Source organism: Amycolatopsis sp. NPDC004378, assembly GCF_053602455.1.
Map to the genome: position 1 here is coordinate 419,718 of NZ_JBSGDR010000004.1, position 21,507 is coordinate 441,224.

Annotated in this window: 30 protein-coding genes and 1 pseudogene; 13 read left to right on the top strand and 18 right to left on the bottom strand. The window is 71.9% G+C overall.

Features of this window, described 5'->3' with window-relative positions:
* Nucleotides 1-14: 14 nt before the first annotated feature.
* The 5 genes from ACWEN0_RS16920 to hisF form a co-directional block, all read right to left on the bottom strand.
* On the bottom strand, nucleotides 15-443 hold the full coding sequence (locus ACWEN0_RS16920) for a hypothetical protein (RefSeq protein WP_451974042.1): 429 nt from the start codon (nucleotides 441-443) through the stop codon (nucleotides 15-17).
* A gap of 86 nt (nucleotides 444-529) precedes the next feature.
* Nucleotides 530-892, bottom strand: a complete 363-nt coding sequence (locus tag ACWEN0_RS16925) for a DUF1304 domain-containing protein (RefSeq protein WP_364628204.1) — start codon at nucleotides 890-892, stop codon at nucleotides 530-532.
* The gene (gene hisI, locus ACWEN0_RS16930; RefSeq protein WP_086841627.1) at nucleotides 889-1,251 is read right to left on the bottom strand and encodes a phosphoribosyl-AMP cyclohydrolase; all 363 of its coding nucleotides are present in this window, start codon (nucleotides 1,249-1,251) and stop codon (nucleotides 889-891) included. Before hisI ends, ACWEN0_RS16925 begins: the two co-directional genes overlap by 4 nt.
* Complete coding sequence (locus ACWEN0_RS16935; protein WP_451974044.1) at nucleotides 1,248-1,625, bottom strand: hypothetical protein; 378 nt, start codon at nucleotides 1,623-1,625, stop codon at nucleotides 1,248-1,250. The genes hisI and ACWEN0_RS16935 overlap by 4 nt, the downstream gene beginning before the upstream one ends.
* Nucleotides 1,622-2,395, bottom strand: coding sequence for an imidazole glycerol phosphate synthase subunit HisF (hisF, locus tag ACWEN0_RS16940; protein WP_451974046.1), 774 nt, complete (start codon nucleotides 2,393-2,395; stop codon nucleotides 1,622-1,624). Before hisF ends, ACWEN0_RS16935 begins: the two co-directional genes overlap by 4 nt.
* 38 nt (nucleotides 2,396-2,433) lie before the next feature.
* Here hisF and ACWEN0_RS16945 point away from each other — a divergent pair, with 38 nt between their 5' ends.
* Nucleotides 2,434-3,030: a TetR/AcrR family transcriptional regulator gene (locus ACWEN0_RS16945; protein ID WP_451974048.1), complete on the top strand. Its 597-nt coding sequence runs from the start codon at nucleotides 2,434-2,436 to the stop codon at nucleotides 3,028-3,030.
* 3 nt (nucleotides 3,031-3,033) lie between these two features.
* Nucleotides 3,034-3,237: pseudogene (locus ACWEN0_RS16950) on the top strand (phytase); the annotation flags it as partial.
* Between the two features lie 3 nt (nucleotides 3,238-3,240).
* Here the strand turns inward: ACWEN0_RS16950 and ACWEN0_RS16955 are convergent.
* On the bottom strand, nucleotides 3,241-4,053 hold the full coding sequence (locus ACWEN0_RS16955) for an NmrA family NAD(P)-binding protein (RefSeq protein WP_451974050.1): 813 nt from the start codon (nucleotides 4,051-4,053) through the stop codon (nucleotides 3,241-3,243).
* On the bottom strand, nucleotides 4,050-4,616 hold the full coding sequence (locus tag ACWEN0_RS16960) for a TetR/AcrR family transcriptional regulator (protein ID WP_451974052.1): 567 nt from the start codon (nucleotides 4,614-4,616) through the stop codon (nucleotides 4,050-4,052). Before ACWEN0_RS16960 ends, ACWEN0_RS16955 begins: the two co-directional genes overlap by 4 nt.
* A 116-nt stretch (nucleotides 4,617-4,732) precedes the next feature.
* Between ACWEN0_RS16960 and ACWEN0_RS16965 the strand changes: the two genes are divergently transcribed.
* Nucleotides 4,733-5,230 (top strand): RNA polymerase sigma factor, encoded by a 498-nt coding sequence (locus ACWEN0_RS16965; protein WP_451974054.1) that lies wholly within the window; start codon nucleotides 4,733-4,735, stop codon nucleotides 5,228-5,230.
* On the top strand, nucleotides 5,227-6,195 hold the full coding sequence (locus ACWEN0_RS16970; protein WP_451974056.1) for a hypothetical protein: 969 nt from the start codon (nucleotides 5,227-5,229) through the stop codon (nucleotides 6,193-6,195). Before ACWEN0_RS16965 ends, ACWEN0_RS16970 begins: the two co-directional genes overlap by 4 nt.
* On the opposite strand, the gene ACWEN0_RS16975 is transcribed toward ACWEN0_RS16970, so the two are convergent.
* Nucleotides 6,185-7,132 (bottom strand): hypothetical protein, encoded by a 948-nt coding sequence (locus ACWEN0_RS16975; RefSeq protein ID WP_451974058.1) that lies wholly within the window; start codon nucleotides 7,130-7,132, stop codon nucleotides 6,185-6,187. The genes ACWEN0_RS16970 and ACWEN0_RS16975 overlap by 11 nt on opposite strands.
* Before the next feature lie 136 nt (nucleotides 7,133-7,268).
* Here ACWEN0_RS16975 and ACWEN0_RS16980 point away from each other — a divergent pair, with 136 nt between their 5' ends.
* Genes ACWEN0_RS16980 through ACWEN0_RS16995 form a run of 4 tightly spaced genes read left to right on the top strand, consistent with a single transcriptional unit; the run spans nucleotide 7,269 to nucleotide 9,708 of the window.
* Nucleotides 7,269-7,859: a putative glycolipid-binding domain-containing protein gene (locus ACWEN0_RS16980; protein ID WP_451974060.1), complete on the top strand. Its 591-nt coding sequence runs from the start codon at nucleotides 7,269-7,271 to the stop codon at nucleotides 7,857-7,859.
* 4 nt (nucleotides 7,860-7,863) lie between these two features.
* Nucleotides 7,864-8,577, top strand: coding sequence for an ABC transporter ATP-binding protein (locus ACWEN0_RS16985; RefSeq protein WP_451974062.1), 714 nt, complete (start codon nucleotides 7,864-7,866; stop codon nucleotides 8,575-8,577).
* A complete protein-coding gene (locus ACWEN0_RS16990; RefSeq protein WP_451974064.1) occupies nucleotides 8,574-9,308 on the top strand; it encodes an ABC transporter permease in 735 nt (244 codons plus the stop codon). Before ACWEN0_RS16985 ends, ACWEN0_RS16990 begins: the two co-directional genes overlap by 4 nt.
* A 13-nt stretch (nucleotides 9,309-9,321) precedes the next feature.
* The gene (locus tag ACWEN0_RS16995) at nucleotides 9,322-9,708 is read left to right on the top strand and encodes a PPOX class F420-dependent oxidoreductase (RefSeq protein WP_451974066.1); all 387 of its coding nucleotides are present in this window, start codon (nucleotides 9,322-9,324) and stop codon (nucleotides 9,706-9,708) included.
* On the opposite strand, the gene ACWEN0_RS17000 is transcribed toward ACWEN0_RS16995, so the two are convergent.
* From ACWEN0_RS17000 to ACWEN0_RS17020, 5 genes are all read right to left on the bottom strand, one after another.
* The gene (locus ACWEN0_RS17000; protein ID WP_451974068.1) at nucleotides 9,692-10,168 is read right to left on the bottom strand and encodes a GNAT family N-acetyltransferase; all 477 of its coding nucleotides are present in this window, start codon (nucleotides 10,166-10,168) and stop codon (nucleotides 9,692-9,694) included. The genes ACWEN0_RS16995 and ACWEN0_RS17000 overlap by 17 nt on opposite strands.
* A gap of 10 nt (nucleotides 10,169-10,178) precedes the next feature.
* Nucleotides 10,179-10,553 (bottom strand): DUF1330 domain-containing protein, encoded by a 375-nt coding sequence (locus ACWEN0_RS17005; protein ID WP_451974069.1) that lies wholly within the window; start codon nucleotides 10,551-10,553, stop codon nucleotides 10,179-10,181.
* Between the two features lie 75 nt (nucleotides 10,554-10,628).
* Entirely contained in the window at nucleotides 10,629-11,366 is a 738-nt protein-coding gene (gene priA, locus ACWEN0_RS17010; RefSeq protein ID WP_451974071.1) for a bifunctional 1-(5-phosphoribosyl)-5-((5-phosphoribosylamino)methylideneamino)imidazole-4-carboxamide isomerase/phosphoribosylanthranilate isomerase PriA, read from the bottom strand.
* A 35-nt stretch (nucleotides 11,367-11,401) separates the two neighbouring features.
* Entirely contained in the window at nucleotides 11,402-12,019 is a 618-nt protein-coding gene (hisH, locus tag ACWEN0_RS17015) for an imidazole glycerol phosphate synthase subunit HisH (protein WP_451974311.1), read from the bottom strand.
* A gap of 32 nt (nucleotides 12,020-12,051) precedes the next feature.
* Nucleotides 12,052-12,906, bottom strand: coding sequence for a hypothetical protein (locus ACWEN0_RS17020; RefSeq protein ID WP_451974073.1), 855 nt, complete (start codon nucleotides 12,904-12,906; stop codon nucleotides 12,052-12,054).
* A 171-nt stretch (nucleotides 12,907-13,077) separates the two neighbouring features.
* Here ACWEN0_RS17020 and ACWEN0_RS17025 point away from each other — a divergent pair, with 171 nt between their 5' ends.
* The 3 genes from ACWEN0_RS17025 to ACWEN0_RS17035 are packed head-to-tail and all read left to right on the top strand — an operon-like array spanning nucleotide 13,078 to nucleotide 15,037.
* Nucleotides 13,078-13,254 (top strand): hypothetical protein, encoded by a 177-nt coding sequence (locus ACWEN0_RS17025; protein WP_451974075.1) that lies wholly within the window; start codon nucleotides 13,078-13,080, stop codon nucleotides 13,252-13,254.
* A 48-nt stretch (nucleotides 13,255-13,302) separates the two neighbouring features.
* Nucleotides 13,303-14,475: an acyl-CoA dehydrogenase family protein gene (locus ACWEN0_RS17030; protein WP_451974077.1), complete on the top strand. Its 1,173-nt coding sequence runs from the start codon at nucleotides 13,303-13,305 to the stop codon at nucleotides 14,473-14,475.
* Nucleotides 14,476-14,512: 37 nt separating this feature from the next.
* Nucleotides 14,513-15,037, top strand: a complete 525-nt coding sequence (locus tag ACWEN0_RS17035) for an NIPSNAP family protein (RefSeq protein ID WP_451974079.1) — start codon at nucleotides 14,513-14,515, stop codon at nucleotides 15,035-15,037.
* Here ACWEN0_RS17035 and ACWEN0_RS17040 read toward each other — a convergent pair.
* The 3 genes from ACWEN0_RS17040 to ACWEN0_RS17050 are packed head-to-tail and all read right to left on the bottom strand — an operon-like array spanning nucleotide 15,023 to nucleotide 17,071.
* Entirely contained in the window at nucleotides 15,023-15,451 is a 429-nt protein-coding gene (locus tag ACWEN0_RS17040) for an NUDIX hydrolase (RefSeq protein WP_451974313.1), read from the bottom strand. The genes ACWEN0_RS17035 and ACWEN0_RS17040 overlap by 15 nt on opposite strands.
* Before the next feature lie 38 nt (nucleotides 15,452-15,489).
* Nucleotides 15,490-16,374 (bottom strand): transketolase family protein, encoded by an 885-nt coding sequence (locus ACWEN0_RS17045; RefSeq protein WP_451974081.1) that lies wholly within the window; start codon nucleotides 16,372-16,374, stop codon nucleotides 15,490-15,492.
* 7 nt (nucleotides 16,375-16,381) lie between these two features.
* Nucleotides 16,382-17,071, bottom strand: coding sequence for a thiamine pyrophosphate-dependent enzyme (locus ACWEN0_RS17050; protein ID WP_451974083.1), 690 nt, complete (start codon nucleotides 17,069-17,071; stop codon nucleotides 16,382-16,384).
* Between the two features lie 52 nt (nucleotides 17,072-17,123).
* Between ACWEN0_RS17050 and soxR the strand changes: the two genes are divergently transcribed.
* Nucleotides 17,124-17,585: a redox-sensitive transcriptional activator SoxR gene (gene soxR, locus ACWEN0_RS17055; RefSeq protein WP_284740995.1), complete on the top strand. Its 462-nt coding sequence runs from the start codon at nucleotides 17,124-17,126 to the stop codon at nucleotides 17,583-17,585.
* Nucleotides 17,586-17,615: 30 nt separating this feature from the next.
* Here soxR and ACWEN0_RS17060 read toward each other — a convergent pair whose 3' ends face one another.
* Together ACWEN0_RS17060 and ACWEN0_RS17065 are read right to left on the bottom strand one after the other, a co-directional pair.
* The gene (locus tag ACWEN0_RS17060) at nucleotides 17,616-18,293 is read right to left on the bottom strand and encodes a hypothetical protein (protein ID WP_451974085.1); all 678 of its coding nucleotides are present in this window, start codon (nucleotides 18,291-18,293) and stop codon (nucleotides 17,616-17,618) included.
* Between the two features lie 227 nt (nucleotides 18,294-18,520).
* Nucleotides 18,521-19,111, bottom strand: a complete 591-nt coding sequence (locus ACWEN0_RS17065) for a TetR/AcrR family transcriptional regulator (protein ID WP_451974087.1) — start codon at nucleotides 19,109-19,111, stop codon at nucleotides 18,521-18,523.
* Between the two features lie 205 nt (nucleotides 19,112-19,316).
* On the opposite strand from ACWEN0_RS17065, the gene ACWEN0_RS17070 reads away from it, so the two are divergent.
* Nucleotides 19,317-21,503, top strand: coding sequence for an MMPL family transporter (locus ACWEN0_RS17070; protein WP_451974089.1), 2,187 nt, complete (start codon nucleotides 19,317-19,319; stop codon nucleotides 21,501-21,503).
* Nucleotides 21,504-21,507 lie beyond the last annotated feature (4 nt).

The following is a 21,507-nucleotide window of genomic DNA, read 5'->3' on the forward strand; positions in this document are numbered from 1 at the left end:
GCCGGGCGTACCGGTCAGGGGCCCGGCCGCCACCGGTAGGTCACGGCGCTCGCCCCGAACAGCACTGGTTTGGCGCACAGCGGCGGGTCTTCGAGGACGAGCACGGTCATCGCCGGCCCGTACCCCGCGACGATCGCTCGCAGGCGGGGCAGATCCGCCAGCCTGGCCATGGCGAAGCCGCCCGGGCGGGAGGACAGGATGATCCGGCTGTCCTCGGCGAACCGCACCTCGACGATCGCGAATTCGCCCCTCACCCCGCGGCGGGAGAGGGTGATCTTGGCCGCCCGCCAGCCCGTGCGGCGCGCCGCCAGCACCCGCCGCTGCGCGAAGAAAGCGCGGAGAACCGCGGCCGCGGCGAACACGGGACCGAGGACCACGACGACCGGTTGGCCGGTGAACAGGCCCGCGACGGCGGCCAGGATCACCAGCACCGCGAACGCCACCGCGCGCCGGCGCCGCCGGCCCAGCGCCGCCGTGGCGAAGTCCGCGTCCGCCGGGTTTTCGGGCGGCGGCAGCCAGTCCGCGGTGTTCAGCGGGCCAGCAGCAGGGCGATGAGCGCCAGCGTGCCCGGCAGCACCTGCACGAACAGGATCCGCTTGTTCGCCGTCGCCGCGCCGTACAGGCCCGCGATGATCACGCAGACGATGCCGTAGAGCTTGAGCTGGAAGCCCGTCGGGTCGCTCGCGATCAGGCCCCAGACGAGCGCGAGGGCCAGGAACCCGTTGTACAGCCCCTGGTTCGCGGCCAGCGGCGCGCTCTCCTTCGCGAACTCCTCGGTGGTGCCGAAGGCCGCGCGGGCGCGCGGGGTCGTCCAGAGGAACATCTCCAGGACGACGATGTAGACGTGGATCAGGGCGACCAGCCCGACCAGGACGTCGGCGACGATTGTCACGCGTGCTCTTTCTCGTCGGCGAGGAGCAGGCGCTCTTCGGTGTCGAAACAGGTGTGCGTGCCGGTGTGACAGGCCGGGCCGGTCTGGTCGACGCGCAGCAGGACGGTATCGCCGTCGCAGTCGATCCGCACCTCGCGGACGTGCTGGTAGTGGCCGGACGTCTCGCCCTTGACCCACAGCTTCTGCCGGCTGCGCGACCAGTACGTACCGCGGCGGGTGGCGAGGGTGGCGGCCAGTGCGTCGTCGTTCATCCAGGCCATCATCAGCACGTCCGAAGTGGCGTGCTCGACGACGACCGCGGCGATCAGGCCGTCGGCGTTGCGCTTGAGGCGCGCCGAGACGGCCGCGTCCAGGGTCATGCTCCGACTCCCACGATGTGCCGCTTGAGCGGCATCGAGTTCAACAGGACGAACGCGTAGCCGTACCCGGCGAAGGACAGCCCGGAGAACAGCTTGTTCCACCACAGTTCGGCGGCCAGCAGCAGGAACGCGTGCAGCAGCGCGAAGACCACGGTGACGACCAGCCCGCCGATGCGGGCGCTGCCCATCTTGAGCACCAGCCCGGTCGTCACGACGCCGCCGAGGATCAGCGCGAGCGCGGGCATCCGGTAGATCTCCAGGCCCGCCCCGGCACCCAGCACCGGGATCAGGTCGAGCAAGGCCCACGCCACCGGCAGCCCGACCAGCAGGACGGCGGTGACCTTGACCTCGACGGGTGCCTGCCAGGACTTCATCGGACCTCGACCCCGCCTTCGCGCAGCGCGTCCTTGACGTCGCCGATCTTCAACTGTCCGAAGTGGAACACGCTGGCCGCGAGCACCGCGTCCGCGCCCGTGCGGACCGCGGGCAGGAAGTGCTCCACCGCACCCGCGCCACCGCTCGCGATGACCGGGACCCGCACGGCCTTGCGGACCAGCTCGATGAGCTCGAGGTCGAAGCCGTTCTTCGTGCCGTCGGCGTCCATGGAGTTGAGCAGGATCTCGCCGACACCCAGCTCTTCGCCGCGCGCGGCCCATTCGACGGCGTCGATCCCGGTGCCGCGGCGGCCGCCGTGGGTGGTCACCTCGAAGCCGGACGCGGTCCGCTCGCCGCCTTCGGGCACGCGGCGCGCGTCGACCGACAGCACGATGCACTGCGAGCCGAACCGCCGCGAAGCCTCGTGGAGGAACTCCGGCCGCGCGATCGCGGCGGTGTTGATGCTCACCTTGTCCGCGCCGGTGCGCAGCAGCCGGTTGACGTCGTCGTTGCTGCGGACGCCACCGCCGACGGTCAGCGGGATGAAGACCTGCTCGGCGGTGCGGCGGACGACCTCGTAGGTGGTCTCGCGGTCGCCGGAAGACGCCGTGACGTCGAGGAACGTCAGCTCATCGGCCCCTTCGGCGTCGTAACGCCGGGCCAGCTCGACCGGGTCGCCGGCGTCGCGCAGGCCGGCGAAGTTGACGCCCTTCACGACCCGGCCCGCGTCGACGTCGAGACAGGGGATCACCCGCACCGCGACAGACATGCCCACCAGCGTAGTCACCGGTCTTCTAAGCTCGGACGATGGCACGGGCGGGGCGGCGGCCGGGGCAGACCGAGACGCGCGAGAAGATCCTCGACGCGGCGCGGCACCGGTTCGCCGAGCTGGGGTACGACGGTGCGACGGTCCGCGGGATCGCCGCCGACGCGGGCGTGAACGCGGCCCTGCTGCACCACTTCTTCGGCACCAAGCAGGCCTTGTTCGTGGCGGCGATGAACCTCCCCGTCAACCCGGCGGAGCTGGTGCCCGCGATCCTGGCCGGCCCGCGCGCGGGCGTCGGCGAACGGCTGGTGCGCGCCTTCCTGGCGGTCTGGGCCGTGCCGGAGGGCCGGACGCCGTTCCTCGCGATGCTCCGCGCGGCGGCGACGAACGAGCAGGTCGCGGTGATGATGCGCCAGTTCATCGCGAGCGCCGTCCTGGCGGACGTGGCCCGCGCGCTGGGGGTGCCGAAGGTCCGCGTCACCGGGATCGCGGCGCAGATGATCGGGATCGCGCTGCTGCGGTACGTGATCAAGCTCCCCGCGCTGGCGGAGGCGGCCGACGAGGAGATAGTCGCGCTGCTCGCCCCGGTGGCGCAGTACTACCTCGACGGCCGCGAAACCGTCGGTCCCCCACCGTAGGCTGTCCATCTGCCCTCGGCGTTCCGGCCGCCGGACGGCACGACCTGGTCGCCGTGCGCAGAGCCGGGCGAAGGCCCGCAGCTCGAAGGGGTCCGTGTTCGACGGCCGGACGCTCTACGCCGCCCAGGAGGACGTCGGGATCTGGCGGATCCCCTCTCGGCCGAGGGCTTCGAGCGGCCGGAGCTCGTCGACCGCGTGCGCTCGTACACGTCATCCCGCGGTGAGCGGTTCCCGGCCGAGCAGTTCGGCCAGGACCGGGCCGGTCTCCGCGAAGTGCCCGGCCCGCGCGGCTTCGAAGAACGTCAGCAGCATCCGCGCGAGCGGTTCGGGCGTTCCGGCGGCGACCTGGTCGGCCACCCACCGGTCGTCGTCGAGCACGACCCGCTCCACGCCGTAGCGCGCCGCGAGGTCGCCGAAGGTGACGGCCTGGCGGGCGGTGAGCGTGACGGGCCCGTCGAAGGAGCGCTCACCGGCGAGGACCACCGCCGCGGCTTCGGCGGCGTCGGCGCGGTCGGTCCAGGAGACCGGGCCGTCCTGCGGCGCGGTGATCGTGCCGGTCTCGCGCCACGGGCCGAGCAGCCGGCCGAGGCTGTGGGCGTAGAAGCCGTTGCGCAGCGACGTCCAGGCGACGCCGGAGCCGGCCAGGAGCTCCTCGGTGGCGGCGTGGTCCCGCCCGGGACCGAACGGGCTGTCGCCGCGCGCGTTCTGGTGGCTGGTGTAGAGGATCCGCCGGGCCCCCGCGGCGACGGCGGCCCCGATCGCGGTGCGGTGCAGGGCGACCGCGTCGGCGGCCGGGTCGTTCGACGAGACCAGCAGCACCTGGTCGGCGCCCTCGAACGAGGTGCGCAGGGCGGCCGGGTCGTCGTAGGCGCCACGCCGGACCCGCACGCCCCGTTCGGCGAAGTGCCGGGCCTTCGTGACGTCCCGGACGCTGACGCCGATCTCCTCGGCCGGGATCCGCTTCAGCAGGTGTTCGACGGTGGCGCCGTTGAGGGCGCCGGTCGCGCCGGTGACCACGATCATGGCCGGGTTTCCTTTCGCAGCAGGGGAAGCAGCACGTCGTCGACGAGGTGCTCGAGGAAGGGTCCGTCGCAGGGTTCGCCGGTGACGACCAGCCGGTGCACGACGACCGCCGGGGCGAGTTCGGCGAACAGCGCCGCCCCTCGCGGGTCCAGGTGCCCGTCGGCGAGCGGCCGCGCGGTCATCGCCGCCTGGTCGCGGCGCAGGATCCGCCGCATCGCCGCGGCGAGGGCGGGATCGCCGCGCATGCCGGCGAACAGCGCGCCGAGCAACGCGACCTCCTGGCCGGCGATCTCCCGGGCCAGCCACCCGACGGTCTCCAGCAGCGCGCCGCGGAGGTCGGCGGCCCCGGCCGCGGGCGGGGTCGCGCCCGCGCGGGCGTCGACGGCCGCGGCGACCAGGTCGGCCTTGCCGGCGTAGCGGCGGTAGATCGTCGCCTTCCCCACCCCGGCCTCGGCGGCGACGGCTTCGATCGACAGCCGGTCGTACCCGGAGCGGGTCAGCAGCTCCAGCGTCGCGTCGAAGATGACGACGTCGCGGCCGGCGTCGCGGGGTCTGCCCGGCATGAGCCCTCCAATACGAAACGAAACCGTCTCGTATCGAATGTACCCGAAAAACATCGCGCTCGCGTGCATCACCCCGGTCCCCTCGCGCGTCCATGAAGGAGACAGAGGGGACGCGTGTGGGTTTCGAAGACTTCGTGGCCGAGCGGCTGGACGGGCTGCTGCGCTACGCCACCGTCCTGGCCGGCGACCCCCACCTCGCGCAGGACATCGTCCAGGACGTGCTGCTGCGCGCCCAGCAGCGCTGGGAAGCCATCGACCACCCGCCCACCTACGTGCGGCGGATGGTCACCAACGAATACCTGTCGTGGCGGCGGCGCGCGGTGCGGCGGATGGTGCCGAGCAGCCACGACGTCCTCGACGCGCTGAGCCCGCCCGAAGCCGACCCGGCCGCCGCCTACGACGAGCGGGACGCGATGCTCGGCCTGCTCGCGACGCTGCCCCGCAAGCAGCGCGCGGCGATCGTCCTGCGCTACTACGAGAACTACTCCGACGCCGAAATCGCCGCACTCCTGCGCTGCGGCGTGTCCACCGTGCGCAGCCAGATCTCGCGCGCGCTGGCGACGTTGCGCCAGGCCCCGCACCCCGCGTTCCTCACCACCGGAGACCCCGCATGACCCGCCGCGAGCACGAGACCGAGACGCTGATCCGGGAGAGCCTGGACCGCCTCGCCGCGCGCGCTCCCGACGGTCACGCGGTCCGCGAAGCGCTGGCGGACGCCGGACGACGCCGGCACGCGCCGGCGCGGCTCGCGCTGGTGGCCGCCGCGGTGGTCGTGCTGGTCGCCGGGGTGTTCGCCGGCACGCAGCTGATCACCTCGACGGACCCGGTACCGGCCGCCGGCCGGCCGGTGCTCGGCTACGGCCCGGGCTGGCTCCCGCCCGGCTTCACCGAGCAGTACCGCGAAGGCGGGCCCGGCATCGCGCCGCAGGTCCGCCGGTGGTTCGCCGGCCCCGCGGAGGTCACCCTGTCGGTCTACTCGACCGCCGACCCCGAATGGTCGCAGACCGAGCTGCGGATCGCGGCGATCCACGACCAGGTCCTGGTGGGCGGCCGGGTCGCCATGATCACCGGCGACACCGGGACGACCGCGCTGATCACCTGGCTCGCCGACGACGACCACGTCCTGACCGCGCGGGTCAGCGGGGTCCCGGACGCCCGGGTGGTGGCCCTGCGGATCGCCCAGGGAGTCACCGCCACGCCGGTCGGCGTCCGCGGCGAGCTGCGCTTCGGCGCGCTCCCGGCGGGCCTGACCGAGCGCTCGGCCGCGGTCAGGGGCACCGGGCCGGCCGACGCGACCACCGAGCTGACCGCCGCCGACCCGGCCCGGCCGTCCGCGGTCGTGCGGGTCACGGCCGGCGCGGGCTCCCCCGGCGTGAACGGCGCCGCGCCCGTCATCGTCCGCGGCGGCCAGGGGTTCTTCGTGGCCGGCCAGGAGGCGATGGTCGCGGTCCGGCTGTCTTCGGGCCGGTGGCTGACGGTGTCGGGCCCGCGGCCGGAGGCCGAGCTGGTCGCTGTCGCGGACGGCGTCCGGCTCGACCCCTCGCCGGACTACCAGTGGCTCGGGCGGGCTACCAGCTGACCGCCGGGAACCAGATCAGCCCGAGCCGGCCGAGCACGCGGACGTCCCAGTAGAGCAGCGTGAACGTGCCGCCGACGAGCAGGGCCGCGCCGGTGACCGTCGCGACGCGGGCGGGTTTCGCGGCGAGCCAGCGCTGCACGCGACCGCCCGTGGCGTGCGTCAGGAGCAGGAACAGCAGTGCCATGACGACGATGTTGCCGACCGACTGCAGGGCGAACGCGGCGGCGCCGTAGAGCACGTTGTGCTGCTCGGCGGCACTGCGGAACATGATCCGGAAGAGCGGGTACGGCCGGCCGATGAGGAACCCGCCGATGAGCGCGCCCATGAGGACCAGCGGCGCCGCGGGGTGGCGGGCGACGAACCCGCGGGCGGGGTTGGGGAGGATGCCGAGCGCGATCAGGCCCATGACCAGGAAGACGAGGCCCACGACGCCGAAGGCGATCATGGACTGGACGCTGCGGGGGGTCAGGCCGCTCGCCTGCGCGGTGGAGAACTGCGGCATGCGCGTGCCGACGAGCGCGACGACGACGCCGTAGCCGACCGAGACGGTGAGCATGCCGGCGGCGATCCAGCCCAGCGGCTTGAGCGTGGTGGCGAAGCGCCGTTTCTCCCCGGCCTGGCCGCCGACGAGCGGCGCGACCGCGCCGAACGCGGCGATGTTGCAGGCCGTGAAGGACCCGGCGAGGCCGGAGACGAACGCGAAGAGCGTCCCGGTGAGGACGCCGCCGATCGGCGTCGCCTTCGCGTCGTGGCCGAGGAGGTTGTTGGCGACCGTGTCGCCGATGACGGAGTCGACGAACGTCGCGGACCACAACGCCGTGAGCACGAACCCGCCGAGGACCGCGGCGACGGCGATCACGACGCGGCGGGACGGATAGGGCCCCGCGCCGAAGAACCCTGCTTGGGGGTGGACTGGGACCTGCTGCGCGACAGCCATGGACGTTCCCTCCGGTGAGCCGGTGAAACCCAGCCGGCAAAGCGTTTCAGACACGGTTGTCGAAACGCCTCGGCCAGGCGAGTGGCCTTCGGACGACGAACGGACCAGTCGTTTTTCACGCCGACTACGGTGGGGCATGCCGTTCCCGGAAAGCGCCGCGTGGCGCCACGTCGATGCCCGCTCCGGTTTCGAGACGACCTGGTTCCGCCCCCACGAAGACGGCTGGCTCGCCGAAGGTGCGACCACCGCCGTGGAGGACGGCCTCGCCTGGGCGGTGCGGTACACCCTCGCCGTCGGTCCACAGTGGACGTTGCGCTCGGCGCGGCTCGACGGCCGCGGGCCGGGCGGCTCGCGGACGCTCGCGATCGAAGCGGACGGACGCGGGCACTGGCGGCTCGACGGGCGGCCGGCCCCGCGCCTGGACGGCTGCCTGGACCTCGACCTCGAGTCGTCCGCGATGACGAACACCTTCCCCGTCCACCGGCTCGCCCTGCCGCGGGGCGGCCGGGCCGCCGCACCGGCCGCGTACGTCCGCGCGGCGGACCTCGGCGTCGGCCGGCTGGAGCAGACCTACGAGCACCTGAGCCCGGGCCGCTACGCCTACGCGGCACCGGTGTTCGGCTTCTCCTGTGTCCTGGAGTACGACGCCGCCGGCCTGGTCACGCGCTACCCCGGCATCGCCGTCCGCCACCCCCTTGACGGCGATTCCCGGCACGCGCAGAATTAAACGCATGATTAATTCTGCGCTGGCGGTCACCGGCCTGCGGGTGCGGCGCGGTGGCCGGGTCGTCGTCCGGGACGTGAGCTTCGAGGTGCCGCGCGGCGCCGTCACCGGGCTGCTCGGCCCGAGCGGCTGCGGCAAGACCACGCTGATGCGCGCGGTCGTCGGCGTGCAGATCGTCGAAGGCGGCACCGTCACCGTGCTGGGCCTGCCGGCCGGCAGCCCGCCGCTGCGGCGCCGGATCGGCTACGCCACGCAGAACCCGGCCATCTACGCCGACCTGACCGTCCGGGAGGCCCTGCGGTACTTCGCCGCGGTGCTGCGCGCACCGGGGTCCGATGTGGACCGGGTCATCGGCGAAGTCGGCCTCGGCGACCACGCCGGGAAGCTCGTCGGCTCGCTGTCCGGCGGGCAGCACAACCGCGCGAACCTCGCCGTCGCGCTGCTCGGTGAGCCCGAACTGCTCGTGCTCGACGAGCCGACCGTCGGCCTCGACCCGGTGCTGCGCGACGAGCTGTGGGCGTTGTTCCGCCGGCTGGCCGACGGCGGCGCGACACTGCTCGTCTCCAGCCACGTCATGGACGAAGCCGCGCGCTGCGACCGGCTCCTGCTGATGCGCGAGGGCACGCTGCTCGCCGACGACGCACCGGAAGCGCTGCGCGTGCGCACCGGCGCCGCCGACCTGGAAGGCGCCTTCCTGCACCTGGTGAGGGCCGCCTCGTGAACCCCGCGCTGACGCTCGCCACGACGCGGCGCATCCTCACGCAGCTGCGGCACGACCCGCGCACCGTCGTGATGCTGGTCCTGGTGCCGACGCTGCTGATGATCCTACTGCGGTACGTCTTCAACTCGACGCTGGTGTTCAGCCACGTCGCGCCCGCGCTGCTCGGCGTCTTCCCGTTCCTGATCATGTTCCTCATCGCCTCGATCACGACGTTGCGGGAGCGCACCACGGCCACCCTCGAACGCCTGATGACGCTGCCGATCGGACGGCTCGACCTGTTGTTCGGCTACGCGCTGGCGTTCGGCGCGATCGCCGTCGTCCAGGTCGCGCTCGCGGCCGGGGTTTCCCTGTGGTGGCTCGGGCTCGACCTGGCCGGGCCGGTGGGGATGCTGCTGCTGATCGCCGTGCTCGACGCGCTGCTGGGGATGGCGCTCGGGCTGTTCGTCAGCGCGTTCGCGCGCACCGAGTTCCAGGCGATCCAGTTCATGCCGGTGTTCGTGCTGCCGCAGATCCTGCTGTGCGGGCTGTTCGTGCCGCGCGGCGACATGGGCTGGCTGCTGCGGTGGTTGTCGGACGTGATGCCCCTTTCGTACGCGGTCGAGGCGCTGACCCGCGTGACGGCGTCGTCGACGATCGACGCGGTGATCCTGCGCAACCTGGTCGTCGTGGCGTGCTGCGCGCTGCTGGCGCTGGTGCTCGGCGCGGCGACGCTGCGGCGCCGGACGCCGTGACTACCGTGGGCGCATGGCATCCGAAACGGACCGGCTCGCCGCCGAGCGCTACGTCGTCCTGACCACGTTCCGCCGCGACGGCCGCGCCGTGCCGACCCCGATCTGGGTGGCCGGCGACGCCGGTGAGCTCGTGTTCTGGTCGGAGCGCAAGGCCGGGAAGGTCAAGCGCATCCGCAACAGCGGCCGGGTCGAGGTCCAGGCGTGCGACCTGCGCGGGCAGAAGACGCACGGTGCCGTCGCCACCGGCCAGGCGCGGCTGCTGGACGCTTCGGACACCGAGCGCGTCCGGAAGGCGATCGCCCGCAAGTACGGCATCATCGGGCGGATCACGATGTTCTTCTCGAAGCTGCGCGGCCCGGCGGACCGGACGGTCGGCATCGCGGTCAAGCTGGACGGCTGAAGCTGCGGAAGCCGCGCCGCAGGTAGTTCGGCAGCGCGTTCGGGTGGTCGAGGGTCGAGGTGTGCAGCCAGACCCGGCTCGCCCCGGGGACCGTCCAGGCATCGGCGACGACGAGGGTGAGCGCGTACCCGCCGAGGCCCTTCCCGACGAACTCGGGCAGCAGGCCGAAGGTGGTGATTTCGACGGCGTCCCCGGGTTGCGGCTCGAAATCGGCGGCGCCCGCGACCTCCCCGCGGTACTCGACGAGCCGGTACCGGCGGCCCGGCTCCGCCAGCCACCTGTCCCAGTCCTCGCCGCTCCTGGTGGCGCTGGGCCAGCGGTAGGGCGTCCCGATCCGGACGTGCAGGTCCCGGACGTGCGGCCCCGGCCCGGTGGCGACGAGCGTGACGCCGTCGACGACCGGCGCCGGGTTCAGCTGATCGGCGGCGGTCATTTCGAGCTGGGTGACGATCTCCTCCACCCGCGGCAACCTAGGGGACGCGGGTGCCGCTGTCAGCCCCTTTGCAGGCGAGTGCCCGCAGCGCGGCCCCCAGGGCGGCCGAGTCGTGGTCCGGGCCGCACCCCTCCACGAGCACGAGGTCACCCGGGATGTGGTCGGCCCGCAGGCGCAGGATCTCCCGGTAGGCGGCGGAGTCGTACCACCGGCGGGCGGCGTCGAGGCTCGGGAACTCGATGACGACGAGCGTGCCGGGCCACTCGCCTTCCCTGACTTCGACGGGCGAGCCGTGCACCACGAACTTGCCGCCGTGGGGGTCGAGCGTCGCCTGGATGCGTTCGAGGTACTGGAAGACTTCTTCGTGGAGCACGGCGGGCGGGCGCAGGTGGGCGAGTCCGTAGGCGGTCATGGGATTCCTTTCGTCGTCGAAAGGAATCCTGACCGGGTTTCCGTGCAGCGTCGATTACGCGGGAGGTAATGCTCCTCAGAGCTTCGCGACCGCGGCGAGCGCCTCGGGCAGCGTGAACGCCCCGGCGTAGAGCGCCTTGCCGACGATGGAGCCCTCGACGCCGTCGGACGCCAGGCCGGCCAGCGCGACGAGATCGTCCACACTGGACACCCCGCCCGAGGCGATCACCGGCGCGTCGGTGCGCGCCACGACGTCGCGCAGCAGCTCGAGGTTCGGGCCGCGCAGGGTGCCGTCCTTGCTCACGTCGGTGACGACGTAGCGGGCGGCGCCGTTGCGGTCCAGGCGCTCCAGGACCTCCCACAGGTCGCCGCCGTCGGACGTCCAGCCGCGGGCCGAGAGCCGGTGGCCGGCGTCGGTGATGCGGACGTCGAGGCCGATCGCGACGCGGTCGCCGTACTCGCCGATCACGCGCGCGGTCCACTCCGGGTCCTCGAGCGCGGCGGTGCCGAGGTTGACGCGGCGGGCGCCGGTGGCCAGGGCGGCCTCGAGCGACGCGTCGTCGCGGATGCCGCCGGAGATCTCGACCTGGACGTCGAGCTTGCCGACGACCGTGGCGAGCAGCTCGCGGTTGCTGCCCTTGCCGAACGCGGCGTCGAGGTCGACCAGGTGGATCCACTCGGCGCCGTCGCGCTGCCAGGCGAGCGCCGCTTCAAGCGGGCTGCCATAGGAGGTTTCGGTGCCGGCCTCGCCCTGGACGAGTCGCACGGCCTGGCCATCGGCCACATCAACGGCGGGAAGCAGCGTGAAAGTCACGCCGTAACTCTAAGGCGGAGACGCCGGTCACCCGGTCAGAGGGTCGCGAGCCAGTTGCGCAGCAGGTGCGCGCCGGCGTCGCCCGACTTCTCCGGGTGGAACTGGGTCGCCCACAGCGGTCCGTTCTCCACCGCGGCGACGAAGTCCTCGCCGTGGTTCGACCAGGTGACCTTCGGCTCCTGGCCGATGCCCGACTCCAGCTCCCACTTGCGCGCGGCGTAGGAGTGCACGAAGTAGAACCGCTCGTCCGGGTCGAGCCCGGCGAACAGCTGCGAGTCCGCGGGCGCGCGGACGGTGTTCCAGCCCATGTGCGGCAGGACCTCGGCGTTCAGCCGGTCGACGACACCCGGCCACTCCGCCGTGCCCTCGGTCTCCTCGCCGTGCTCGACGCCGCGGGCGAAGAGGATCTGCATGCCGACGCAGATGCCGAGCACCGGACGGCCGCCGGCCAGGCGCTTGCCGATGATCCGGTGGCCCTTGACCTCGAGCAGCCCCGCCATGCAGGCGGAGTAGGCGCCGACGCCCGGCACGACCAGGCCGTCGGCCTCGATCGCGGCGTGCGGGTCGGCGGTGACCTCGACTTCGGCCCCGGCGCGCGCCACGGCGCGTTCGGCGGAGCGGAGGTTGCCGGAACCGTAGTCGAGGATCACCACACGAGACACGCCACCCAGCGTAGCCGTCGCCCTCAGCGGCGCTCGAACGAATAGACGTCCGTCACGGTGTTGCACGGTGCCGGCGGCACGACCTCGACGCGCAGGGTCCCCGCGTCGTAGTCGACGCCCTCCGGGGTGAACGTGCCGGTGCAGGTGCTGACCAGCGGAACCTGGCCGATCTCGTGCACCTTCGCGGTGACGTCACGGCCGTTGAGCGGCCGGGCCAGGTCGATCTGCAGGAGCTGCAGGTTCGTCGGGTACAGGTCGTTGTACGGGTCGCTCGTCGCGCAGATCAGGCGCGTCGGGCCGACGAAGTCGCAGCCCTGGGCGCTGCGGATGTGGTGGTCGAGGTGGATGCGGGCGGCGACGGGCAGGTCACCGGCGGCCTTCGGGCCCCGGGGGTTGAGGAACGGCGTCGCCGAGACGTAGAGGCGGTCGATCTCGCCGAGCGGGCCCGACACCAGCCACTGGCCGTCGGGCGTGACCACGACCTGGGCGTTCGCGTTGGCCGCGGGCTCGTCCGGCTGCAGCGGGTGGACGAACTCCGTCGTCGACCCGTCGGGCTTCGTGACCAGGTACATCTTCTTCACGGGGGTCGGCGTGACGGTGTCCTGGTAGACGTCGAAGACGTAGCCGCGCAGCGAGTCCGGGTCGCCGACGTGGCCCCAGCCCTCGTCCTTGAGCGGCTGCGGGATGGTGGCGCCGTTGCGGTAGACGATCTCGGGGGCGTGCCCGGGCAGGCGGAGCGTGGTGAGGCCCTCGCCGCTGATCCGGTTTTCCGCGGTCGTGTGGCCGGCCTGGCGCCAGCCGGATTCGTGCGCCGTGGCGACGCCGGCCGTGGCGAGCAGGGCGGCGGTGGTGAGGGCGAGCAGACTGGCCGCACGCATGTGCGCTCCTCGGGAGTAGAGGCGGTGGCGGCGGCGACGCGATTCTGCCACGAGGTGGTGACGGGTCGGAAGAATCTTGGCGAAGGCCGTTTCGCCGTCCCGCTCGCTGGGTACCAAGTCACCCGATCGTGTGGCCTGAGCACCGCACGACCGGACGCCAGGGAGGCGAAGATGGCCGAGGACGATCTGCTGTCCCAGATGCTGCACGCCTGGCGTGAAGACATCGAGAGCGAGCCGTTCCCGCAGTTCAGCGAGCTGCTGATCCCGCGCCAGCAGGCCCGGCAGCGGTGCACGCCGCGCGCGTCTGCCGCCCGCGTGACGAACGCCACGCGGGGAGCAGACGTCTGACTGTGGTTTCCTGCTGGGGCCGCACCGACGCGTCCCCAGGGAGCCCCCATGACCCGCACTCCTGACCCGCACGACTTCCTCGACCTCGACGCCGGGCTCGCCGAAGAGGAGCGGGCGATCCGCGACGCCGTCCGCGCGTACGCGAAGGACCAGCTGCTGGACCGGGTCGCGGACTGGTACGAAACGGGCGTCCTGCCCGCCGCCGAGCTCGCCAAGGGCTTCGGCTCGATGGGGCTGCTGGGCATGCACCTGGAGGGCTACGGCTGCGCCGGCACCAGCGCGGTCGCCTACGGCATCGCGTGCCGGGAACTGGAAGCCGTCGACTCGGGGTTGCGGAGCTTCGTTTCGGTGCAGGGGTCGCTGGCGATGTACGCGATCCACCGGTGGGGCAGCGAGGAGCAGCGGCAGGAGTGGCTGCCGCGGATGGCGACGGGCGACGCGCTGGGCTGCTTCGGCCTGACCGAACCGGACGCGGGCAGCGACCCGGGCTCGATGCGGACGCGCGCGGTGCGCGACGGGTCCGACTGGGTGCTGTCGGGCACGAAGATGTGGATCACCAACGGCACGGTCGCCGACGTCGCGGTGGTCTGGGCGCAGACGGAGGACGGCATCCGCGGCTTCGTCGTCCCGACGTCGACGCCGGGGTTCACGGCCAACGAGGTCAAGCACAAGCTGTCCCTGCGCGCGTCGCTGACGGCGGAGCTGGTCCTGGACGGCGTGCGACTGCCTTCGTCGGCCGCGTTCCCCGAGGTCCGGGGCCTGCGCGGGCCGCTGTCCTGCCTGAACGAGGCGCGCTACGGGATCCTGTTCGGCGTCGTCGGCGCCGCGCGCGCGTGCTACGAATCGGCGCTGGAGTACACGCTGTCGCGCTCGCAGTTCGGCAAGCCCCTCGCCGGGTTCCAGCTGACGCAGCGCAAGCTGGCCGACCTGGTCGTCGAGGTCAACCGCGCGGGCCTGGTGGCCCTGCAGATCGGCCGGCTCAAGGACGCGGGTTCGCTGCACCACAACCACGTGAGCTTCGGCAAGATGGCGAACGTCCGCTCGGCGATTTCCGTCGCGCGCGAGGCCCGCACGATGCTGGGCGCGAACGGGATTTCCCTGGAGTACCCGGTGATGCGGCACATGGCGAACCTGGAGACGGTGCTGACGTACGAGGGTACGGAGGAGATGCACGCGCTGTCCCTGGGCCAGGCCGTGACGGGGCTGGCGGCGTTCCGCTGATCCGGTTTTGTCGGTGGTGCCCGCTAGCGTTCCGGTCGTGGATTTCACCGACTTCGAGAGCGTCCTCGAACTCCGGCGCTACACGCTCCACCCGGGGCGTCGTGACGAGCTGATCGCGTTGTTCGAGCGCGAGTTCGTCGAGCCCCAGGAAGAGGCGGGCGCGCACCTGTTCGGCCTGTTCCGCGTGCCGTCGTCCCCGGACGAGTTCCTGTGGCTGCGGGGGTTCTCGTCCCTGGCCGCCCGCTTCGCCGCGCTTACCGCGTTCTACACCGGGCCGGTGTGGCGGCGCTTCCGGGCCGAGGCCAACGCGACGATGGTGGACTCGGACAACGTGCTTCTGCTGCGCCCGGTGCGGCGCGGCTTGGCATCTCCCCCGCCGGGCTCGGGGGTGCACCTGTCTTTCTCGGCGTCGCCCGAGGCGTTCGCGGTGTTCGAGACGGAGCCTTCGCCGAACAACTTCCCGCAGCTGCCGGTCCGCACGGACGGCCCGTTCACGGTGTCGTTCAGCCGGGTTCCGCCCGGACTGGAACTGCAGCCGACTTCGCGGTCACTGCTCCGGTGAGAGCAGTCGCGTGAGCCCGTCGGGGTAGAGGATCTTGCTGCCGTCGCGGAAGTCCTCGACGTCGACCCACCGCGCGGTGGCGGGATCGTCGAGGATCTTCATCTCCTCTCTGGCGTAGAAGCCGGCATCGACGAACTCGGCGTGATAGACGAAGGCAATCTCGTGGCCGGGCCGTCCACGCCAGGTGAAGACGTTCTCGAGCACACCGAGCCGTTCCCCGACCCTGATCTCGGCTTCGAGCTCTTCGCGGAACTCTCTTGCGAGGGCGTCTTCACTGCGCTCCCCGAACTCGACCCCGCCTCCGAGGGGCCGGTAGTAGGTCTCGCCTTTGACGTCGTCGCGCCCCTCGAAGACGAGGATCTGCTCACGCCGCCTGATCAGACCGAGCGCGATCGGCCGAATGCTGGACCCCATGGAAGTCACGCTATCGGCCTTCCGCGGTGAAGCTCCGCCTACTCCCCCAGAAAATCCCTGATCGACAGCCTCAACGAGCCGGCATCCAGCCCATGGGCCAGATCGTGGTCCGCGATCCCCCCGTAAGTCCGCACCTCGACATCCCGCCGCACCCCCAACGACTTCACCCGGTGCGGCACGTCTCCCAGCGCCTCGGAAACCCAGTAAGCCGAAGTCCCGGCCAAATAGGGCTCCACAAGCACAACAGACCCCGAAGCAGCCAGCGCAGCAGACCGCAACCCGGCAGCGTCGAAAGGCCGAACCGTGGACGCGTACAAAACCGTCACATCCAGCCCGGAAGTGGCCCGAAGCACCCGGTCCAGCACCGGCCCCACCGCCACCACGACCCCCGACGAACCGAACCGCAACCGCGTGAACCCCACCCCCAAGTGCGGCGAAGCGTTCGTCTGGGCCGACAACCGCAGATAGACCCGGCCGTCCCCCGGCACGGAATCCAGCAGCAACCGCCGGGCTTCGGCGGCGTGGCCCGGGACGTGCACCGTCCAGCCCGGCAGCGAATCGATCAGCGCCACATCGCCCGGTGACTGGTGCGTGCGCCCCGCGGTCGGCATGTCGTACGACGCGCCGTACGACACCAGCACCCCGCCCACGTCCTGGTGCGAGAAGTCGAGCTTGATCTGCTCGAACGCGCGCTCCACCAGGAACGACGAGAACGTGTGCACGATCGGCCGCAGTCCGGCCAGTGCCAGCCCCGCGCCCGCGCTGACCAGCAACTGCTCGCGGATCCCGACGTTCAGCACGCGGTCCGGGTGCCGCCGCGCGGCACCGGCCAGCTGGGCCGCCGAGATGTCCGCCAGGACGACCGCCACCTCCGGGTCGGCGTCCAGGATCTTCTCGGTCGTGGTCAGGAACGTTTCCCTCATGACGAAATCAGCCCTTCGGTTCGACGACGGCGATCACGGCCAGCGGACGGCCGGGGTGCGCAGCGGTGAAAGCGCCGTACAACGCGGAATGGTCGCGGCCGGACACCGTGCGCGTCTCCCAGCCTTCGACGTCGAAGCGCCGCGCGATCCCGCCCGGCCAGCCGCGCGTCGACGACTGGTTGTCGACCACCACCGTCGTGAGGTTCTCCAGGCCCGACCGCGCCGCGACGACGATCGCCTCGTGGTTCGAGCCCTCGTCCAGCTCCGCGTCGCCGATCAACGTCACCACCTTCGACCCGATGCCCCGGGCACGCAGGCCCAGCGCCGTCCCCAACGCGATCGGCAGGCCGTGGCCGAGCGAGCCGCTCGAGATCTCGACGCCCGGGATCCGGCGCCGGTCGGGGTGGTGTCCCAGCCGGGAAAGCGCGTTCGACCACGTCGGCAGCTCGGCTTCGTCGAGGAAGCCTTTCGCGGTGAGCACGGCGTAGTACGCCATCGGACCGTGCCCTTTGGACAGCAGGAACCGGTCGCGGCCGGGCTCCCGGTGGTTCGACGGCGTGATGTCGAGCACGCGGTCGTACAGCACCCACAAGACGTCCACAGTGGACTCCGCGGCGGCTTGGTGCTTGTCGTCGCCGGTCATGAGCGAGATCAGACGCGGCAGCTCGGCGTAACCCGGTTCGGTCGCAGTGGTCATGAACCGACCATGCAACCTCGACTAAACTCGAAGTCAAGGATAGCCTGAGCTGGTGACGAGGCTCGCTGAACATCTCAGCATCGGACAGGTGGCGGACCGCAGCGGGGTGCCGCACACGGCACTGCGGTTCTACGAGGAGAAAGGGCTGATCAGCTCGGAGCGTTCGGCGGGCAACCAGCGCCGGTACCCGCGCTCGGTGCTGCGGCGGATCGCGTTCATCCGCGCCGCGCAGCGCGTCGGGCTTTCCCTGGAGGACATCAGCTCGGCGCTGGCGTCACTGCCCGCCGACCACGCGCCGACGAAGGCCGACTGGGCCCGGCTGTCCCGCGACTGGCAGCACGAGCTCGACGCGCGGATCGACGCCCTGCAACGGCTTCGCGACCGGCTCACCGGCTGCGTCGGCTGCGGGTGCCTGTCACTGCGCAGTTGCGCGCTCTACAACAACGACGACGAGCTGGCGCGTTTCGGCCCGGGGGCGAGCAAACTGCGTCCGGCGGTCGAAGGCGGCATCTGAACCGCTTGCCCCCGGCGTACCTGCACCGCGTCAGTCCCGGAACTTGCCGCCCGCGAACCGTTCGAGCGCTCTCCTGACGACGTAAAGGAGTTCGGGACTCTCGGACGGCAGCTCGAGGACGACGTCCCAGCCGCCGTGCTTGCCGTATCGCACGGCGACGCAGCACCGGCCACGGCGCGCTTGGAGCGCAACGCTTTCGAGGTCCGCCCACCGCACCCGGAAAGACCGGTCCCGCACGGCGATCCGCCGCCGATCGACGATCGTCATGCCCGCCGGGTCGAGGATCAGCTCGTCCTTGCCGTCGGCGTGGGCGTCCCAGAAGCCGGCCAAGGCGAAGACGGCCAGCAGAACCAGCGGCAGCACGGCACCGAGCGACGCACCACCGAGGTAGGCGACGGCGAGGAAGACGCCCAGCCAGACAACCCCGGTCAGCACGCCGACGGCCCGATGCCGGATCCGCGACGAGGGCGTGGTCAGCGGAACGACGGTGGGATCCCGTTCGGCCCCGACGGCCGCCACGGGCACCGGCCGCGGCCGCGCGGGCACGGCGAGGACGAGCGCGCCGGTGAGCGCCGAGACCCCGGTGACGAACGAGCCCGCACCGCCGAGCCACGACTGGTCGTGAAGGTCGGAACGCGAGAGGTCGATCGCCATGACCGCGCACGCCACCGCCGTCGCCCCGCCTGTCCACGCCCCGGTTCGCCGCATGGGGGCATGATCGCGCCGGCCGATGAAAAATCAGTGAAAGGCAACCCCGCGGCCACGATCACCACCGGCTGACGGCGTCGACGCTCGCTTCCGCCCCGGACAACACGCGCACCGAGGCGGAAGCCCCCAGCCCCGGCCCGAGCTTGGACTCGGGCGTCGTGTGATCGGTGGGGCATCTCGCGTGGTTGGAGAGGCATCACGCGTGACTGGAGAGGCATCACGCGTGATTAGAGGGTCGACACGGCTGGGGTGCGGCGGCGGGGGCGGCCCAGCAGGCGGCGGCCCACGTCCAGCAGTTCCGTGCGGAGCTCGTCGTCGCCCAGGCCGGCCAGGTCCGGGGAGCCGCCGGCCATGGCGATGCCCGTCAACGTCACCATCGCGTTGACCCGGGCCGTCGGGTCCGGGGCCGGGCCCGCCAGGATGCCCAGCAGCGCGCGGCCGAAGCCCTCCATGCCGCCGTGCGCGGACTTCTCGATCGCGCGGATCAGGCCCGGGTCGCTCGAAAACAGCGCCACCAGCGCGCGGTGCCGGATCACCAGGTCGACGAACCCCTCCAGCAGCAGGTCCACCTGCGTGCCGCGGCGCTTCTGCGCGGCCGCGCGCAGCACCAGTTCGTCCAGGTCCCGCACGCCGGGCTCGGCCACCGCCTCGGTGATCTCCGCCTTCGTCTTGAAGTGGTAGTAGACCGCCGCCTTCGTGACCCCGAGCGCGTCGGCGATCATCTGCAGCGACGTGCCCTCGACCCCGTGTTCGGTGAACAGGCGCAGCGCGGTCTGCAGCAGTCGGGTCCGGGTGTCCTCGGCCGGGCCGGCGGTCATTCTTCCTCCTCAGCGAGCCGTCGGAGCGTACGTCACTCCCTGTCGATCGGCAAACCGCTTACTTGCCGATCGGCTGGAACAAACCTTGCTGTTCGGCAAGTCACATACTTGCCGATCGGCTTGGAGTCACCCTTGCCGATCGGCTAGCTTGGAAAGGAACCAGATTGAGTGAACCGACCCCGTTCGGGCGAAACGGAGCTGACTCGTGGCGACCTTCCTGTACCGGCTCGGCCGGTTGTCCTTCCGACGGCGGGCGCTGGTCGCCGCCGTCTGGACGGCCGTCCTCGTGGCGCTCGGGCTGGGCGCCCTGACGCTGTCCGGCCAGCTGTCGAACTCGGTGACCATCCCCGGCACCGAGTCCCAGCGGGCGATCGACCAGCTCACCGAGAAGTTCCCGCAGGCCAACGCGGGTGGCGCGACCGCCCGCGTCGTCATCGAGGCCCCGGCCGGGACCACGGTCACCGACGCCAAGGGCAAGGCCGCGGTCGAGGCGACGGTCGGGCAGCTGAAGACCGCGCCGAAGGTCGCCGCCGTCGTGGACCCGTTCCAGGCGCAGTCGATCTCGCCCGACAAGCGCGTCGCACTCGCCCAGGTCAGCTACGGCGCGAAGGCCTACGAACTCACCGACAGTGACCGCGAGGCCCTCCAGAACGCCGCCGACGCGGCCCGCGCGCAAGGGTTCACCGTCGAGTTCGGCGGCGACGCCGTCCAGGGTGTCCCGGAAACCGGCGCCACCGAGGGGCTGGGCGTCGCGGTCGCGGCCGTCGTGCTGATCATCACGTTCGGTTCGCTCGTCGCCGCCGGCATCCCGCTGCTCACGGCGTTGATCGGCGTCGGCACCGGGATGGGCGGCATCTTCCTCGCCTCCGGCTTCCTCGAGCTGAACTCGAACACGCCGATCCTGGCGCTGATGATCGGGCTCGCCGTCGGCATCGACTACGCGCTGTTCATCGTGTCGCGCTACCGGCACGAGCTCAGCATCGGCCGCGACCCCGAGGAAGCCGCCGGGCGCGCCGCGGGCACCGCCGGTTCGGCCGTCGTGTTCGCCGGGCTCACCGTCATCATCGCCCTGGCCGGCTTGACCGTCGTCGGCATCCCGTTCCTCGGCCAGATGGGCGTCGCCGCCGCGGTGACCGTCGCGATCGCCGTGGTCATCGCCCTGACGCTGCTGCCCGCCATCCTCGGCTTCGCCGGCCGCAGGGTCGCCGGTGGCCGCGTCCGGCTGCGCCGCAGGCCGGCCGAAACGACGCACGGCGAGCGCTGGGCGCGGTTCGTCGGCCGCCACCGCATCCCGGTGCTGCTCGTCGCGCTGGCCGGGATGGCCGTCGTCGCGCTGCCCGCGCTCGGCATGCAGCTCGGCCTGCCCAACGACAGCACCGCCGCGCCGGAGTCGACGCAGCACAAGGCGTACGAGATCGCCAGCCGCAGCTTCGGCGAGGGCTCGAACGGGCCGCTGCTGGTCGTCGTCGACGCCGGCGCGAGCACCAACCGCCAGGTCGCGCTGGGCCAGGCCGCGTCGAACATCGCGAAGCTGCCCGATGTCGCCGCGGTGACGCCGCCCCGCACCAACCAGGCGGGCGACACGGCCTTGCTGACGGTGATCCCCAAGAGCGGCCCGAGCAGCACCCAGACCGAGGACCTGGTGGCCGCGATCCGCGCCCAGTCGGGGGTGCTCGAGAACGCGACCGGCGCCAAGCTGGCCGTCACCGGGCAGACGGCGGCGAACATCGACGTCTCGGCGAAGCTGTCCGACGCGATGCTGCCCTACCTCGCGCTGATCGTCGGGCTCGCGTTCGTGCTGCTGATGCTGGTGTTCCGCTCGGTCGTGGTGCCGCTGAAGGCGACGATCGGCTTCCTCGGCTCCGTCGCGGCGACGTTCGGCGCGGTGGTCGCGGTGTTCCAGTGGGGCTGGCTGACCGGCCTGCTCGGCGTCGAGTCGACCGGGCCGATCATGAGCATGCTGCCGATCCTGCTGATCGGCGTGCTGTTCGGGCTGGCGATGGACTACCAGGTGTTCCTGGTGACGCGGATGCGCGAGGAGCACGTCCACGGCGCCGACCCGCAGGAAGCCGTGGTCACCGGCTTCCGCCACGGCGCGCGCGTGGTCGTCGCGGCGGCGCTGATCATGATCAGCGTGTTCGCCGGGTTCGTGCTCGCCGAATCGGCGCTGATCCAGTCGATCGGCTTCGCGCTGGCGTTCGGCGTGCTGGTGGACGCGTTCGTGGTCCGCATGACGCTGGTGCCGGCGGTGATGTCGCTGCTCGGCCGCGGCGCGTGGTGGCTGCCGAAGTGGCTCGACCGCATCCTGCCGGACGTCGACGTCGAGGGCGAGAAGCTCACCAAGCACCTCGACGAGCCCGGGGAGCGGGAACTGGTCGGCGCGAGCCGGTAGCGGA